The sequence below is a fragment of the Halalkaliarchaeum desulfuricum genome (assembly GCF_002952775.1).
Lineage (GTDB): Archaea > Halobacteriota > Halobacteria > Halobacteriales > Haloferacaceae > Halalkaliarchaeum > Halalkaliarchaeum desulfuricum.
The window spans coordinates 602,040-615,917 of record NZ_CP025066.1; the positions used below are offsets into that span (position 1 = coordinate 602,040).

A 13,878-nucleotide genomic window follows, 5' to 3' on the forward strand; every position below is an offset into this window, starting at 1 on the left:
GGGGGAGAGAATTCGAGCATGGACTGGATACAAGCCGAGGAGGCATTCGAGAGTCCGGTACTCGGGACGGAAACGATCCCGAAAACGTTCGAAGAGAGCGTGTCCCGGAACGGCGGACGGATCGCTCAACAATACAAGGGGGGTGTGTACGATCGATCACTGGTCGCAGCAGGGGTGATTCCGGCTGCGGAGACAGGAGAGTACAGCGACGTCACCTACGAGGAGATGCGTGAAATCGTTCGTCGGCTGGCCGCCGGGTTCCGCGAACTCGGCGTCGAGGCGGGAACGAGAGTGTCGATCTTCGCTCACACGCGCATGGAGTGGGCACAGGCGGACTTCGGGGCGCTTGCCGCAGGCGGGATCGTGACCACCGTCTACCCGACCTCGTCCCGGAGCCAACTGTCGTACCTGCTGGGAGACGCGGGATCGGAGGTCGTCGTCGCCGAAAACCAGACGCTTCTCGAACGGACCCTCGCGGTGATGGAGGAAGATCACGTCGACGTCGAGCACGTCGTCGTCATCGACGAGATCGAGGGATACGACGACCGCGACGACGTGAGTACGCTCGGAGAGTTGCACGATCGCGGTGCGAGGGCGTTCGACGAAGACGCGTACGAATCCTGGCTGGATGAGCGGGGCTTCGACGACATCGCGAGCCTGATTTATACGTCAGGAACGACGGGACAGCCGAAAGGAGTTCAGCTCACACACAAGAATTTTCGATCGAACGTCAACCAGTGTTACCGACGGTTCGGTCCCCGACCGGACCGCGATCCCGAAGTACCAGTCATTAACGCTGACTCCACGGCACTTTCGTTCCTACCACTCGCGCACGTCTTCGAGCGTCTCGCCGGCCACTATCTGATGTTCAGTTCCGGCGCGACAGTCGCGTATGCCGAGAGCCCGGACACACTCAGGGAAGATCTCGCTGTCGTCCAACCGAATGTGATGACCAGCGTTCCCAGAGTGTACGAAAAACTGTACGACGCGATCCGCGAACAGGCCAGCGAATCCCCCGTCAAACAGCGGATATTCGAATGGGCGACCGACGTCGGCCGGGAGTACCACGCAGCCGAAAACCCGGGAACGGTGTTGAACCTGAAACGCTCGCTGGCGGACACGCTCGTCTTCTCGAAGGTGCACGAGGCGCTGGGCGACCGAATCGAGTTCTTCATCTCCGGGGGCGGATCGCTCTCGGCGGACCTCTGTGCGCTGTATCACGGAATGGGGCTCCCGATCCTGGAGGGATACGGCCTGACGGAGACGTCACCGGTGATCACGGTGAACCCGCCGGAGCGTCCGAAAGTCGGTACGATCGGGCCGCCGGTGGTCGACACCGAGGTAAAACTCGACGAGAGCCTCATCGGGGAGGACGTCGCGAAAGATGCCGACGGGCGGGTGGGCGAACTGCTGGTCCGGGGGCCGCAGGTGTGTGACGGCTACTGGAACAAACCCGACGATACCGACGCGGCGTTCGTCACCGACGAGGAGGGGCGCGAGTGGTTCCGGACCGGCGACATCGTCGAACAGCGGGACGACGAGTACGTCACGTTCCGCGAGCGGGCAAAGCAGTTGCTCGTGCTCTCGACCGGGAAGAACGTCGCACCGGGTCCGATAGAGGACGCGTTCGCCGCAAACGAGTTCGTCGAACAGTGCGTCGTGATCGGCGACGGACAGAAGTTCGTCTCCGCGTTGATCGTGCCGAACTTCGAGCGCGTGCGAGAATGGGCCGACGACCAGGGGCACGATCTCCCGGACGACCGGGAGGAACTGTGTCAGGACGATCGCGTCCACGCCCGGATCGAGCGGGAAGTGGACGAGGTGAACGAACGGTTCGAGGAGCACGAACGCATCAAGCAGTTCCGGCTCGTTCCCGAGGAGTTCACCGAGGAGAACGACCTGCTGACGCCGACAATGAAAAAGAAACGACGGAATATCCTCGATCGGTTCTCCGACAAGATCGAGATGATCTACGAGGAACCGACGGGATAGCGGCCGGACCGAAATGCGCCGCGTCGGGCCGCCACATCAGGCCGCCGCGTCGGGCCGCCGCCTCAGTCCTCCGCCGCTTCCATGGGCTCCTCCTGTTCGGGCTGATCTTCCTCCTCCGAGCGGGCCGCGACCAAGGCACCGCTGGCGACGCTGTACAGCGGTTCGTTCGCCTGTCGGACGTCGCTGATGGAGAACGGGATCGAGGCGTCCTCGAGGTGGTCTTCGAACAGTTCCTCGAAGCCGTCCGGGCTCGAGGTGCCGCCGGTGACGACGACCGGAACATCGAGGCCTTCCTCGACGTCCTCCTCGTCGACCTCCCTGGAGATGTGCTCGATGACGTAATCCAGCAGGTTCTCGTAGTAGATCGCCAGTGCGCCCTCGACGCCGCCGACATCCGTCCGGAAGTCGAGTTTGAAGTCGTCCTCCTTGATCGTGGTCACCTTGTCGACCGGGGTGCCGGTCGCCTGTGCGCTCTGCTCGTCGACCCAGTCGCCGCCGCGGGCGATAGAGAACTTCATCACCGGCACCGCGTAGTAGGCGAGACAGACGTTGGTCATGCCCGCGCCGAAGCTGACGCCCAGGCCGGTAAAGTTGTTGTCCGCGAGTTCCGAGTAGATCACGGCCATCCCCTCGTTGATCGGCTCGGGATCGTAGCCCATGTCGCCCAGCATCGACTCGAGGGTCTTCTGGTGGTACAGCGTCGAGAGGTCCGAGTCGATCGGGTCCGCCGGGCTCGAGTAGAACAGCCGCTCGTTCTCGAAGGAGGGCTCGCCGACGACCTGCTCGGTGATCAGCTTGATCATCGGAATCGCCGACGACTCCTCGCTGGAGAGGATCCCGTGTTGCATGGGACGGCGGGTCTCCTTGTTGAAGATGTTCGCGAAGTTCAGGGCGTCGTCGCCGACGACGTACACCTTGTCGTCCTTCCGGATGTGGAGGACTTCACTCCGCGAGAGCATCTGCTCGGCCATATCGCTGTACTCGATCTCCACGAAGGAGTTGCGCTGCTGTACGAACACTGTCTCGGAAGCGTCCTGACGCGCCGAGAGAATGTTCATCGTACCGACGTCGAGTCCCTTTGCCATGCTCGTAGAATCAAACCGGTGGGTCATAAATATTGGTTCTCCACAGACGTCCTGCAGCTCGGTCTCTATCGGCGAAAACCGATCCGGCCTAATCGCCCATTAAATCATGTTAGGAAGACCCTGAAACGGACTCAAAACCGGTCTTTGATTCGATCGAGCAAGCCGTCCGGTTCGGGTTCCGCCTCGCGGTTTTGACGCTGTTTTTTGAGTTCCCGAAGCGCGGACGCCTGATCGTCGGTTCCGGAGCCGCTCGCCGTCTGTTTCTCCCCGCCCTGGAGTTGCCTGAGCCCCGAAACAGCGTCGTCGACGGCGTCGCCGCTCGACCGGGCCGTCTTGGCCGAGTCGACCTCGAACCCGCGTCCGTCTATCTCGTCGGCGTCCGTGTTCAACTCGAGACGCCGGGTCTCCGAACGTTCGATACCGCCCCAGGAAATCTCCGCGTCGCCGAGTTCGCGCTCGATGTCTGCACGCACCTGCTCGTCGGTGACCGTCTCGCCGTCCTCGGCGGCGTCCCCCGGAGAACCCGCCCCAGTTGCACTGTCCGGCGTGACCTCCGGGGTAGCCCGCTGGACGCTGTGGGCGACGAGTGCGGCGCCGGTGGCGGCGACGACGCCCGCGAGTCCGAGGCTGTAGATCCCCGCACCGGTGGCGCTGTAGTCGGGGGTTCCCGAGACGTTCCAGTGGTACGGGTACGCCCAGACGAACAACCCGATCGCCGCCAGACAGACGACGCTGCCGGCGCCTGTGAGATACAGCGCCCGCCTGTCGACCGGCAGCAGGACGACCACACCGGAAAGCAGCGCCGGTAATCCCACCGCGCCCGCGACGGCCGCTACCTGTCTGACGGCGTACAGCCCCATCTCGTCGGCAATGATCGAATCGCTCACGAGAAAGAGGACGACGCCCGCGAACCCGATCGCGATCCCGCCGAAAAACAGTGCAAACCCCGCGTATATGTCGACCGCCTCCTCCGGATCACCGACGTACTCGCGGTAGAGCCGGACGAGACGACCGTCCTCTTCGGAGGTGTCCATACGGACCCCTACAAACTCGATTGGCATGATTGTTCCCCCGTCGGGGCGAGCGTGGAACACCCAGTCGGGCAGAAGCTACACCGGTGGGTGGCGGGACCGGCAGCGAAGTTCACAGACCTCAGGTGTCGAGGCGATAGCGATACGGGTTGTCGGTGATTACCTCGACCTCGCCGCGGCGAGCCCAGCGACCGAGGACGGTTGCGACACGGTGTGTGCTATCGATATCGTCGTCGTCGAGCAGCGCGAGGATCTCCCGCGCCGTCAGCGGCTCTTCGGCGTCGACCAGCACACCCCGTATCCGTTCGAACTCTCGCTGTCGGGTGTGCATATGTCTTACACACGGTCCGTATCGACATATAATTCAGTGAGACAGGGGTCAGACACTTGTCAGACACCGATTTCGAGGGGATACGGGATCCGGCGACGACGTCTCACTGCCCGTCGGCTCGCGACCGCCGGCTCACTCCCGGTCGTCGTACGGCGTCTCCGCCTCGAAGTCGCGGTCGCCGCGGTACTCCTGGACGAACTCCGCGACGTCGAACTCCAGCATCTGCCGTTCGAACTCCGAGAGCGCCTGCTCGTCGCCGTGACTGACCGCGTGTTCCATCAGTTCGACGATCAGTTCGACGAGGATCTCGTGGAGCCGGCGGGAGTCGAACTCGGAGACCCAAAGGAGGCCACAGCCGACGTCGGGCTCGTCCGTCGCGTCGTGTGAGACGACTGACCCCGGGAACTCCTCGATCACCATCCCCATGAGATGGGGCGTGTCGAACTCGGTCATCTCCTCGCTCGTCGTCTCCGTCACTTCCCGGAGCACTTCGACCAGAAACTCCGGAAGGAACCGTGTCGCGGGATGGACGTCCATCACGACGGCGTGTGTGGACCCGCAGTCACAGGCGAACTCCCGCATCCCCAGATCGAGGTCGGTGACAGCGATCGCTTCGCCACAGGAGAGTTCGAGGCGGTCGTCCGACTCCCCCGGAACGCGTGGCTGACTCATACAGGGTCTTGGACCGTCACCGTAAAAGCGGAGCGTTCCCCGTCCTCGACTCGATCGCGGAAACCGACGCTCGAACGATCACCGAAGTCCCGACAACTCATATAGCTGGGCGACGACCCCCCGGTCATGCAGGTGTACGGGCTGGTCGGAAACCCGGTCGGCCATTCGCTGTCGCCCCCGATGCACGAGGCCGCATACGACGCGTGTGGGCTCGACGCCAGGTACGTCACGTTCGAACCCGACGTCGATCGGATCGAGGCGGCGATCGAGGGCGCCGCGGCGCTGGGGATCGAAGGGATCAACGTCACGATCCCCTTCAAGGAGGACGCGCTTGCGGCGGTGGAGGCCGACGATCTCGCCGCCCGCGTCGGCGCGGTCAACACGATCGATTTCACCGAAGCGGGGCCGAGGGGATACAACACCGACACCGACGGCGTCAGGCGGGCGTTCGCCCATCACGACGTCGGGCTTTGCGGCGCCGAGGCGGTCGTCGTTGGCGCCGGAGGCGCCGGCCGAGCGGCGGCGTTCGCGCTCGCGGACGCCGGTGCAGCAGTACACGTCGCGAACCGGACACCGGAACGGGCGGCGTCGCTGGCTGACGCCGCCGGGATGACGACCGATCGGGTGATCACGGCCGGCGGACTCGACACTCTCCCGGAAACCGTTCCGGAGGCCGACGTGCTCGTCAACGCCACGAGCGTCGGGATGGAGTCCGACGAAACCCCCGTCGACGGGGCGCTCCTGCACTCGGGGCTTGCTGTTCTGGACGCAGTGTACAGACCGCTCGAGACCCGACTGCTCCGGGACGCAGCGGCTGCCGGAGCCACGACGATCGACGGCGCGTGGATGTTGCTTTATCAGGGCGTCGAGGCCTTCGAGATCTGGACCGACAAGCGGGCACCAGTCTCCCGGATGAACGAGGCGCTGCGGTCCCACCTGTGACGTCCCGGTCGGCCGAACTCGAGGAGCGACACCGCGGGAGGATCCGGCGGACGTTTAAATACTCCCCTGCCGTACCCATCGCGTAATGGCGCTACTGCAGAAACTAAAAGAGCTTCTGGGCATCGGCGGAGGCGACGAGAGGTCCGAGCGTGGCGACACCGAAGTGACCGTAGAGCGCGACCCCGAACCCGAAGTGGTGGGCGAAGCGGGAGAAGACGAGGCACCCGAAGACATCGAGACCGACGAGGCACCCGAAGACGACGAGGAAGCCGTCGGCGAGGAATCAGAAGAGGAACAACCGGACGCGGACGACGACAAAGATGACGACGGCGAGGACGAGAGCGGAGAGGAACCGGCCACGGAGCCCGACGAGGACGGCGAGCCCGTCCAGAATATAAAGGGGATCGGTCCGGCGTACGCGGAACGCCTCGAAGGGATCGGCATCACCACGGTTACACAGCTCGCTGCCGCCGATCCGGAAGCGGTCGCCGAGGAAGCGAAGATCGGCGAAGGGCGAGCCAGTACGTGGATCGAACGCGCGAACGAGCGACAGTAGCAGTTCCCGGATCCCTCGAAAGTAGTTTTCGTTCGAAGACGGGTCACCGTCGGCGCGTGGCGGGAACCGTCGAAGCGTCCGTATGCCGCTCGAGAGAACTCTCGGACATGGCCTCGCTGAAGGATCTCGAAGACGGTCCTCGCATGGTTGCAGTGACGGGGAAAGGAGGGGTCGGAAAGACGACGTGTTCGGCGGCGGCCGCGGTGCAGTTTGCCGGAACCGGGCAGCGGACCCTGTTGCTGTCGACCGACCGGTCGCCGTCGCTTTCGGACATCCTCGATCGGTTCGAGGGCGACACCTACGACCGGATCGTCTGGGACACGGCACCGGCCGGAAGCACGATATCGCTCCTGGATCTGCAAGAGGAATTTTACGATCGCCTCGGAACCGCGCCGAACATCTACGCCGATCTCCGGTCGCTGGCCCGGGGCGAAGTGAAAAAGCGCCCCGGCGAACTGTTCGAGGAGTGGCGCGAACTTGCCGCCGACTGTCTGGAGATGGTCCAGGGAAACGGAACGGCGTTCGTCGTCGTGACGATCCCGGAAGGGCTCGGCGTCAACGAGACCGACCGGATCATCGCCGATCTCGAGGACCACGATCTCGACGTCCGGCGAGTCGTCGCAAACATGGTGCTTTCGGACGTCACCGAAGCGGACTGTAGCCACCACCGCGAGCGCGCCGACATGCACGCAGAGTACCTGGTGGTTCTCGAGGACCGATACGCCGACGAATACGGGCTGGCGACAGTGCCGCAACTACCCAGGGAGGTCAAGAGGCTGGAGGCGATCGAAACGGTCGCGGACACCCTGTTCGAAAACGAGAGATGAAACGGGCAGAGAGAAACCTCCGCAACCGGAGAGAGGAAATCGCTGTCAGCGCCGGGCAGTATTCGACGACGTCTTCGCGACCACGTCGGACTTTCGCGATCGCTTGGCCGACCGTAACAGCACGCGGAGTCCGACCTTCCCGAGGGTAAACAGGTTCCGGAAGCCGTCGTTGTTCCAGGTGAGCTCCTCGTTGCCGCAGATGCTGTATTCGCCGAAGTCGCCGAGTTCCTCGTGGAGCTGGGCGAGCCGTTCCTGTCGCTCGGCCTCGGGGAGATCGACGACCTCGTCGACCGCCTCGAGCACCTCCTGGGACTTTTCGAGGCGGGTCTTGACCTCCTCGTAGGTCGGCTCGTCGATCACGTCGAACTCGTATTTCACCTCGTTCATCCCGAACGCCGCCTCGTAGGTGGCGTCGACGATCTCGTCGCGGTTCATCCACTCTGTCTCGTAGCTGAGCATGTACTTCCAACTCGGCTGGAGTAGCTGTTCCCGGTGGTCCTCGAGGGATTCACACAGCCGGCGATAGCCGTGTTCTTCGGGGTTCTCGAACCCCGGGCTACCCGGATCGAGGAACGGGGCGAGCGGTGCAGTAAAGGGCGCGATCCGGCCGTCGTCGATCGTCTCCAGCAGGTGGCGGGCGTACTCGACGTCTCCGACCGCGTCCTCGTAGGTCTGGTGGGGCAGTCCGATCATGAAGAACACGTCGATCTTGTTACAGCCGTGATCGAGCGCGTATTCGAGGGTGCGCTCGAACGCCTCGTTCGTGCTGGCGAACTTCCCGACGTTCTTCCGGACTTCCTCGCTGTGTGATTCGATGCTCAACTGGAGGCTGTAGTCGGCTGTCGCCCGATCCATCAGTTCGAACAGCTCCTCGTCTGCGGGGCCGAACAGCTCGAAGATGAACTGATTGTCGACGTCGGCACCCTCGAGCAGATGCAGGAAAGATCGGGCGTAATCGGGGCCGCCCATCCGGATGTCGTTGATGACGAAGATCGGCCCCTTCGAGAAGGCGGTGATGTCGCGCACGTCCCGGATCAGCTGCTCGGGCGACCGGAACGCCGGCGACGTCCGTCCTGTCGTGCGTTCGTAGGAACTCTTCGACCCCCCACAGAACGTACAGTCCCGCGCACACCCCCGGTTCGGCAACAGAAGCGTCATCGGGTCGTCGAGCCAGTTGCGGTACGGGAGCGTCTTCTTGAGGCTGCCGTACTTGACGACCGACCGGAGCACGTACTCGTAGGACGGAAGCGAAACGTAATCCAGCTGTGACGGGATGAACTCCATCGGGTTCGTCACGACCTCGCCGTCGTCTTTCCAGACGAGGTTGTCGACCTCCTGGAGATCTCCCCCGCGTTCGAGCCGATCGATCAGCTGCAGCACCGGCTCTTCGGTGGAATCTCCCCTGACGACGTAGTCGACGCAGTCGTACTCGATCAACTCCTCGTGGAAGTACGAGGAGCTCAGTCCGCCGAAGATCACCGGCGCGTCCGGGTGGTGTTTCTTGACGAGGCGTGCGATTTCGATCGCACCGTGACAGTGGGGCAGCCAGTGGAGGTCGATACCGAAGTACCGCGCCCGGGAACGCCTGATCTCCGCTTCGGCGTCGTAGTCGGGGTCCGACAGCATCTGGTTTGCGAGGTTGACGATCTGTACGTCGTAGCCGTTTTGTTCCAGGTAATCCGCGATGCTCGTCAGGCCGACCGGATACATCTCGAACACCGGAGAGGAGGGGATGACGTCACTGATCGGCCCGAACACCTCTGTCCGTTCCCGGAAATCGTAGACGCTGGGGGGGTGAAAGAAGGTGAGATCGGGGGTCGACTTGAACGGTACCGCACGCGTGGCTGCATCCATTCCCCGTTCGCGTAGTTTCCGCAACTTCGAGCCGCCTACTTCGACATCGGTACTATCCTGAGTCACGTAGATCCCTCACGCCGAGATATAAGCATCGAGAGACCATAATAGGAACGGCTATTCTCACCTAAGGCGAAGATGAAAATCGCAATACGGGAGCGGCTTTGCTTAAACAATATCAATATATGAACGGTATTCTCAGTGCGTGAGAACACACGTGTTGTTTCATGAAAAACAGTTATGTACTGTTATCTGTATGCAAGCTATTCCCGACACCTCTCGACGGAACTTCCTTCGGCTGGCAGGAGCGGCAGCCGCGGGGTCCGTCATCACCAACCACTCGACGGAGATCGCCTCCGCGTTCGAGCGGGCGGTAGAGGGGAACATGGACGTCGTCTGGCTTCAGGGGCAGGCGTGTACTGGGTGTACGATCTCGACGCTTCAGGCCCAGTATCCGACGCTGGAGGAGGCGCTACAGCAGTTCCGGCTCGATGTGACGTTCCATCCGACGATTATGCCGGAGGCCGGCAACGAGGCGATGGACGCGATGAGCGACGAGCCGGACATCCTCATCGTCGAGGGATCCGTCCCCGTCGACATGCCCGAGGCGGCGACGGTCGGTCGGAACCCCGACGGGTCGGCCAAGGCGGTCGTCGACTGGGTGATGGAACTGGCCCCCGAAGCCGATATCGTCGTTGGGGTCGGAAACTGCGCTTCCTTCGGCGGATGGCCCGCAGCACAGAACAAGAAAGGGCTCTATGGCCTGGGGGACAACATCACGGGTGCGAAAGGTCTCCAGTTCGAGAAGCGCAGCGCCGGCGGCGTACTCGGCCCGGACTTCACCTCCGGCCTCGATCTCCCGGTCGTCAACCTCGGCGGGTGCCCGCCGAACCCCGATTACGTACTGTTGACGCTTGCGACAGTACTGAACGGCCACATCCCCGAGCTCGATCGGTACAATCGCCCGAAGCCGTTCTACGAGCCGCTGGTCCACGACAACTGTCCACTGCGTGGCTACTTCGATCGCGGCGAGTGGGCCGAAAAGCCCGGCGACGACGGCTGTCTGCTCAAGGTCGGTTGCGCCGGACCGTACACCCGTTGTGACGACATGAGCCGGCTGTGGAACGACGGGACCAGCGTCTGTCTGAACGTGGGCGCACCCTGTATTGGCTGCATGGAGCCGGGGTTCTGGGATCGGTTCTCGCCGTTCCGCGAGGAGATCGAAGAGAGCGCGATCCTCGGACCGCTCAGCACGACCCAGGCAGGCGCGGCAGGCGTCGTTGCAGCCGCCGCCGGCATCGGCGCCCACGTCGCCCGGAAGGCGATGGGCTACGGGACGTTCGAGGACGGGGAAGAACCCCCCGAAAACCAGGAGCCACCCGGAGATCAGGGACCACCTGGAGATCAGGGACCACCTGGAGATCAGGACCAGCCCGGAAATCAGGACCAGCCCGAGAAGCCGGAGTCGAACGCCGACTGACGGATCAAACTGAGACCGACACGCGAACACACGATACACATGCCAGAAATCACGATCGATCCGACGACGCGAATCGAAGGCCACCACGGAACCACCCTGCAGGTCGAAGACGGGGTCGTTCAGGAGGCGAAAAGCGAGATGAAGATGTTCCGGGGAGCCGAGATAATCACGCTCGGCCGTCCGCCGACGGACGCCGCTCAGATCACCGGGATGGTGTGTGGCGTCTGCTTCCTGTGTCACCGGCTGTGCTCCTCGAAAGCCGCCGAGGACGCCGCAATGAACGCCGGCGTCTTCGACGGTCCGCCACGTAACGCGGTGTTGCTTCGGGACGCCGCCGAAGGGATCTTCTACCTCTGGAACCACGCGGTCCACCTGTTCGCCCTCGTGGGGCCCGACTACAGCGACGCAGTCGCGGGAACCGGATTCGACCGGCTCGACCCGCTCGAGGGCGACGGCTACATGGGTGCCATCGAAAACCAGCGAAAGCTCATGAAAGCGCTCGCGGAGTTCGGCGGCCGTGCGCCCCATCCGGTCGGCTACGTTCCCGGTGGCCTGGCGGTACAGCCCGACGCCTCGACGATCGCGTCGGTGAAGTCCCGCGTGATGGAGGTCAGCAACTGGCTCGGTCCCACCGAGGCAGTGCCCGAGGTAATCGAGAACGTCCAGAACGGGGAGTTCGATCCCGAACTCGGCGAGGGGCTGCACGACATCGTGTCGATCCTCGTGGCTGCCGCCGAGGCGGGTGCCGCCGACATCGGCGAGGGGCCGAACCGGTACTACAGCAACGGCATCTTCGAAGATCCCGACACGGGCGATCTCTTCCTGCCACGGGGGGTCTACCGCGACGGCTCCGTCGAACTGATGAGCAAAGACGAGATTGTCGAGGGGATCACCGAGGACACCGAGTACTCCTGGTACACCGACGATTCGGGCGGAGATCCACGGACGGCGAAGCCGCCGGAGCCCGACCTCGACAAGGAGGAGGCCTACTCCTGGGGGAAGGCACCGCGGTTCGACGGCGAGTCGATGGAGGTCGGCCCGATCGCCCGACTCGTGATCAAGGAAGCGGACCCGTTCGATCTCCGGGAGGCGCTGGGCGGGGGCGCCGCCGAGAGCAACACGCTCAACCGGCTGATCGCCCGCGCCCAGGAAGCGCTTCTGGTCCGCGACCAGGTGGTCGAGTGGCTCGACGCGATCGACCCCGCCGAGCCGTTCATGGCCGACGACTGGACCGACGACTTCACCGGTCGGGGAGTCGGGCTGTTCGAACCGTCCCGCGGCGCACTCTCGCATTACATGGACGTCGAGAACGGCCAGATCGAGCAGTACCAGATCATCACGCCGACGCTGTGGAACCTCGGTCCGCGCGACGGCGAGGGGCAGCCGAGCATTCTCGAGGAAGCACTGGTCGGCGACGAGGTCGACAACGTCGACAACCCGCTGAACGTGATGCGCACGATCCGGTCGATGGACCCCTGCCTGGCGTGTGCGGTCCACGTTCAGGGCCCCGACGGCGAGTTCGAGGCAGAAGTAGAGCCAGTCCGGCCCGGCATGTCGGAGGGGGGATGTGATGTCTGAGAAGAGCGCCGACGCGAGCGACATCCAGCAGGAAGCCACAAGCGGGGAGTCCGGGAGCGTCCTTAGCCGCCTGTGGATCGAGGTCGCGAACAAATACGAGGGATACCAGTACCTCGACAAAAAGGACCGGGAAACGCTCCATCGCCACGGCTGGGGAGCGATCGTCTCCCACTGGGCGATGACGCTTTTCATGCTGCTGGCGATCGTTACCGGCGTCGCCTTCTGGACCGGTTGGTACGGCCCGATGAACGTCGGGATCTGGGACGGCTACTACATCGCCTTCCTGATCCACATCTGGGCAGGGGTCCTGCTCGCTGTCGTGGCATTTGTGGTGTTCCCGTACTACCACGTCGTCGCCGACGGGGACTCCCTGCTGGTGAGCGTCGATCAAATCAAAGAGGAGATCATCATCGCACTTTCGTTCGTCGGACTGGCGAGCTACATCCCCGGGTACAAGAAAGCTCGCCGAACCTACGACGAGGACGAGGAGGAGTGGGCGGGGTACCACCCAATGCAAACGGTGTTCTGGTACGTCACCTGGTTCTTCGTCGCGGTGCTCACCCTCACCGGATTCGCGCTGTGGGAGGCGATCGCGACAGACCCGGTCTGGTGGGTCTCCGCGCTCGGCTTCATGGAGGGCTGGATCGCCTACGAGAACATGCTCCGGATCCACCTCGTGGCCACGTTCTTCGTGGTCGCGGCGGTGGCGATCCACGCCTACTTCCCGATGATGCCGAGCAACTTCGACATGACGAAGTCGATGATCTACGGCAAGCTGAAAGGCTGGTCCGTGGACGAGGAGACGCGACCCGAGCCACAGGGACGTGCGAGAGCCAAAGACGAGCTCGCAAAGCGGTTCGATCCGGTATCGAAACGTCTCGGTACCAGCACTGACGTCCAGGAACAGCTCGACTCCGAGGACGACGAAGAGACGGACTCGAACTGACGATGACCGGATCGTCCCTCGACGCGCGGTCGGCGGCGGCCCAACGACGCGACGACACCGACGGCGCCGGGATCGCCGTGATCGGTGTCGGGAACCCGATCATGGGCGACGACGGCGTCGGGAAGCGCGTGATCGAGGAGCTGGAGGCATTGCCGGACGAACGAACGGGCGGCGTCGGACTTACCCACGCCGGAACGACCGCGTTCTTCGCGCTGGAGGCGATGAGCGGCTGCCGGAAGGCGATCGTCGTCGACGCGATCGAAACCGGAAGCGAGCCCGGGACGGTCCACCGGTACAGATACGTCGACGGGGCCTTCGCCGACGAGATCCCGGAGATGACGATGCACGACTTCTCGTTTGCGGAGGCGCTCCGTGCGGGACGGGAGGCGTACGACATCCCCGAAGAGCTTCTGGTGTTCGGCGTCGAACCCGAGCGGATCGAGGCCTCTCTGGAGCTGAGCGACCGGATCGAGCGTGCGGTGCCGGAACTCGTGGAACTCGTGCTCGAGGAGCTCCCGGAACGGCAAGCGTCGTCTGCAAGCCGGCAGAACTGACTCGAGATTCAGCACGGAACCCGAGGTCGA

General features: G+C 63.6%; 13 protein-coding genes. 8 read left to right on the forward strand and 5 right to left on the reverse strand.

What is annotated here, in order from left to right; genetic code table 11:
- Positions 1–18 precede the first annotated feature (18 nt).
- Positions 19–1,992: an AMP-dependent synthetase/ligase gene (locus AArcSl_RS02925; RefSeq protein ID WP_119814793.1), complete on the forward strand. Its 1,974-nt coding sequence runs from the start codon at positions 19–21 to the stop codon at positions 1,990–1,992.
- A 62-nt stretch (positions 1,993–2,054) separates the two neighbouring features.
- Here AArcSl_RS02925 and AArcSl_RS02930 read toward each other — a convergent pair whose 3' ends face one another.
- From AArcSl_RS02930 to AArcSl_RS02945, 4 genes are all read right to left on the reverse strand, one after another.
- Positions 2,055–3,077 (reverse strand): disk-shape morphogenesis protein volactin, encoded by a 1,023-nt coding sequence (locus tag AArcSl_RS02930; protein ID WP_119814796.1) that lies wholly within the window; start codon positions 3,075–3,077, stop codon positions 2,055–2,057.
- A 131-nt stretch (positions 3,078–3,208) separates the two neighbouring features.
- The gene (locus tag AArcSl_RS02935) at positions 3,209–4,111 is read right to left on the reverse strand and encodes a DUF1648 domain-containing protein (RefSeq protein WP_119814799.1); all 903 of its coding nucleotides are present in this window, start codon (positions 4,109–4,111) and stop codon (positions 3,209–3,211) included.
- A 118-nt stretch (positions 4,112–4,229) separates the two neighbouring features.
- On the reverse strand, positions 4,230–4,439 hold the full coding sequence (locus AArcSl_RS02940; RefSeq protein ID WP_119814802.1) for a hypothetical protein: 210 nt from the start codon (positions 4,437–4,439) through the stop codon (positions 4,230–4,232).
- A gap of 132 nt (positions 4,440–4,571) precedes the next feature.
- Positions 4,572–5,111, reverse strand: a complete 540-nt coding sequence (locus tag AArcSl_RS02945) for a DUF5815 family protein (protein ID WP_119814804.1) — start codon at positions 5,109–5,111, stop codon at positions 4,572–4,574.
- A 126-nt stretch (positions 5,112–5,237) separates the two neighbouring features.
- Between AArcSl_RS02945 and AArcSl_RS02950 the strand changes: the two genes are divergently transcribed.
- The 3 genes from AArcSl_RS02950 (at position 5,238) to AArcSl_RS02960 (ending at position 7,436) form a co-directional block, all read left to right on the forward strand.
- Entirely contained in the window at positions 5,238–6,053 is an 816-nt protein-coding gene (locus AArcSl_RS02950) for a shikimate dehydrogenase (protein WP_119814807.1), read from the forward strand.
- Between the two features lie 85 nt (positions 6,054–6,138).
- Entirely contained in the window at positions 6,139–6,609 is a 471-nt protein-coding gene (locus AArcSl_RS02955) for a helix-hairpin-helix domain-containing protein (RefSeq protein ID WP_119814810.1), read from the forward strand.
- Positions 6,610–6,716: 107 nt separating this feature from the next.
- On the forward strand, positions 6,717–7,436 hold the full coding sequence (locus AArcSl_RS02960; RefSeq protein ID WP_119821676.1) for an ArsA family ATPase: 720 nt from the start codon (positions 6,717–6,719) through the stop codon (positions 7,434–7,436).
- A gap of 45 nt (positions 7,437–7,481) precedes the next feature.
- On the opposite strand, the gene AArcSl_RS02965 is transcribed toward AArcSl_RS02960, so the two are convergent.
- Entirely contained in the window at positions 7,482–9,356 is a 1,875-nt protein-coding gene (locus AArcSl_RS02965) for a TIGR04190 family B12-binding domain/radical SAM domain protein (protein ID WP_217563491.1), read from the reverse strand.
- A 190-nt stretch (positions 9,357–9,546) separates the two neighbouring features.
- Here AArcSl_RS02965 and AArcSl_RS02970 point away from each other — a divergent pair, with 190 nt between their 5' ends.
- From AArcSl_RS02970 to AArcSl_RS02985, 4 genes are read left to right on the forward strand one after another with little or no spacing between them, the layout of a single operon-like run.
- Positions 9,547–10,770, forward strand: coding sequence for a hydrogenase small subunit (locus AArcSl_RS02970; RefSeq protein WP_119814816.1), 1,224 nt, complete (start codon positions 9,547–9,549; stop codon positions 10,768–10,770).
- Between the two features lie 39 nt (positions 10,771–10,809).
- Positions 10,810–12,348: a nickel-dependent hydrogenase large subunit gene (locus AArcSl_RS02975; protein ID WP_119814819.1), complete on the forward strand. Its 1,539-nt coding sequence runs from the start codon at positions 10,810–10,812 to the stop codon at positions 12,346–12,348.
- Positions 12,341–13,294 (forward strand): cytochrome b/b6 domain-containing protein, encoded by a 954-nt coding sequence (locus AArcSl_RS02980; protein ID WP_119814822.1) that lies wholly within the window; start codon positions 12,341–12,343, stop codon positions 13,292–13,294. Before AArcSl_RS02975 ends, AArcSl_RS02980 begins: the two co-directional genes overlap by 8 nt.
- 2 nt (positions 13,295–13,296) lie before the next feature.
- Positions 13,297–13,848, forward strand: coding sequence for a hydrogenase maturation protease (locus tag AArcSl_RS02985; RefSeq protein ID WP_119814825.1), 552 nt, complete (start codon positions 13,297–13,299; stop codon positions 13,846–13,848).
- Positions 13,849–13,878 lie beyond the last annotated feature (30 nt).

Bases quoted from the DNA above. Each gene is read 5' to 3' on its own strand.
- AArcSl_RS02925 (WP_119814793.1), top strand. From the start codon at position 19: ATGGACTGGATACAAGCCGAGGAGGCATTCGAGAGTCCGGTACTCGGG.
- AArcSl_RS02930 (WP_119814796.1), bottom strand. From the start codon at position 3,077: ATGGCAAAGGGACTCGACGTCGGTACGATGAACATTCTCTCGGCGCGT.
- AArcSl_RS02935 (WP_119814799.1), bottom strand. From the start codon at position 4,111: ATGGACACCTCCGAAGAGGACGGTCGTCTCGTCCGGCTCTACCGCGAG.
- AArcSl_RS02940 (WP_119814802.1), bottom strand. From the start codon at position 4,439: ATGCACACCCGACAGCGAGAGTTCGAACGGATACGGGGTGTGCTGGTC.
- AArcSl_RS02945 (WP_119814804.1), bottom strand. From the start codon at position 5,111: ATGAGTCAGCCACGCGTTCCGGGGGAGTCGGACGACCGCCTCGAACTC.
- AArcSl_RS02950 (WP_119814807.1), top strand. From the start codon at position 5,238: ATGCAGGTGTACGGGCTGGTCGGAAACCCGGTCGGCCATTCGCTGTCG.
- AArcSl_RS02955 (WP_119814810.1), top strand. From the start codon at position 6,139: ATGGCGCTACTGCAGAAACTAAAAGAGCTTCTGGGCATCGGCGGAGGC.
- AArcSl_RS02960 (WP_119821676.1), top strand. From the start codon at position 6,717: ATGGCCTCGCTGAAGGATCTCGAAGACGGTCCTCGCATGGTTGCAGTG.
- AArcSl_RS02970 (WP_119814816.1), top strand. From the start codon at position 9,547: ATGCAAGCTATTCCCGACACCTCTCGACGGAACTTCCTTCGGCTGGCA.
- AArcSl_RS02975 (WP_119814819.1), top strand. From the start codon at position 10,810: ATGCCAGAAATCACGATCGATCCGACGACGCGAATCGAAGGCCACCAC.
- AArcSl_RS02980 (WP_119814822.1), top strand. From the start codon at position 12,341: ATGTCTGAGAAGAGCGCCGACGCGAGCGACATCCAGCAGGAAGCCACA.
- AArcSl_RS02985 (WP_119814825.1), top strand. From the start codon at position 13,297: ATGACCGGATCGTCCCTCGACGCGCGGTCGGCGGCGGCCCAACGACGC.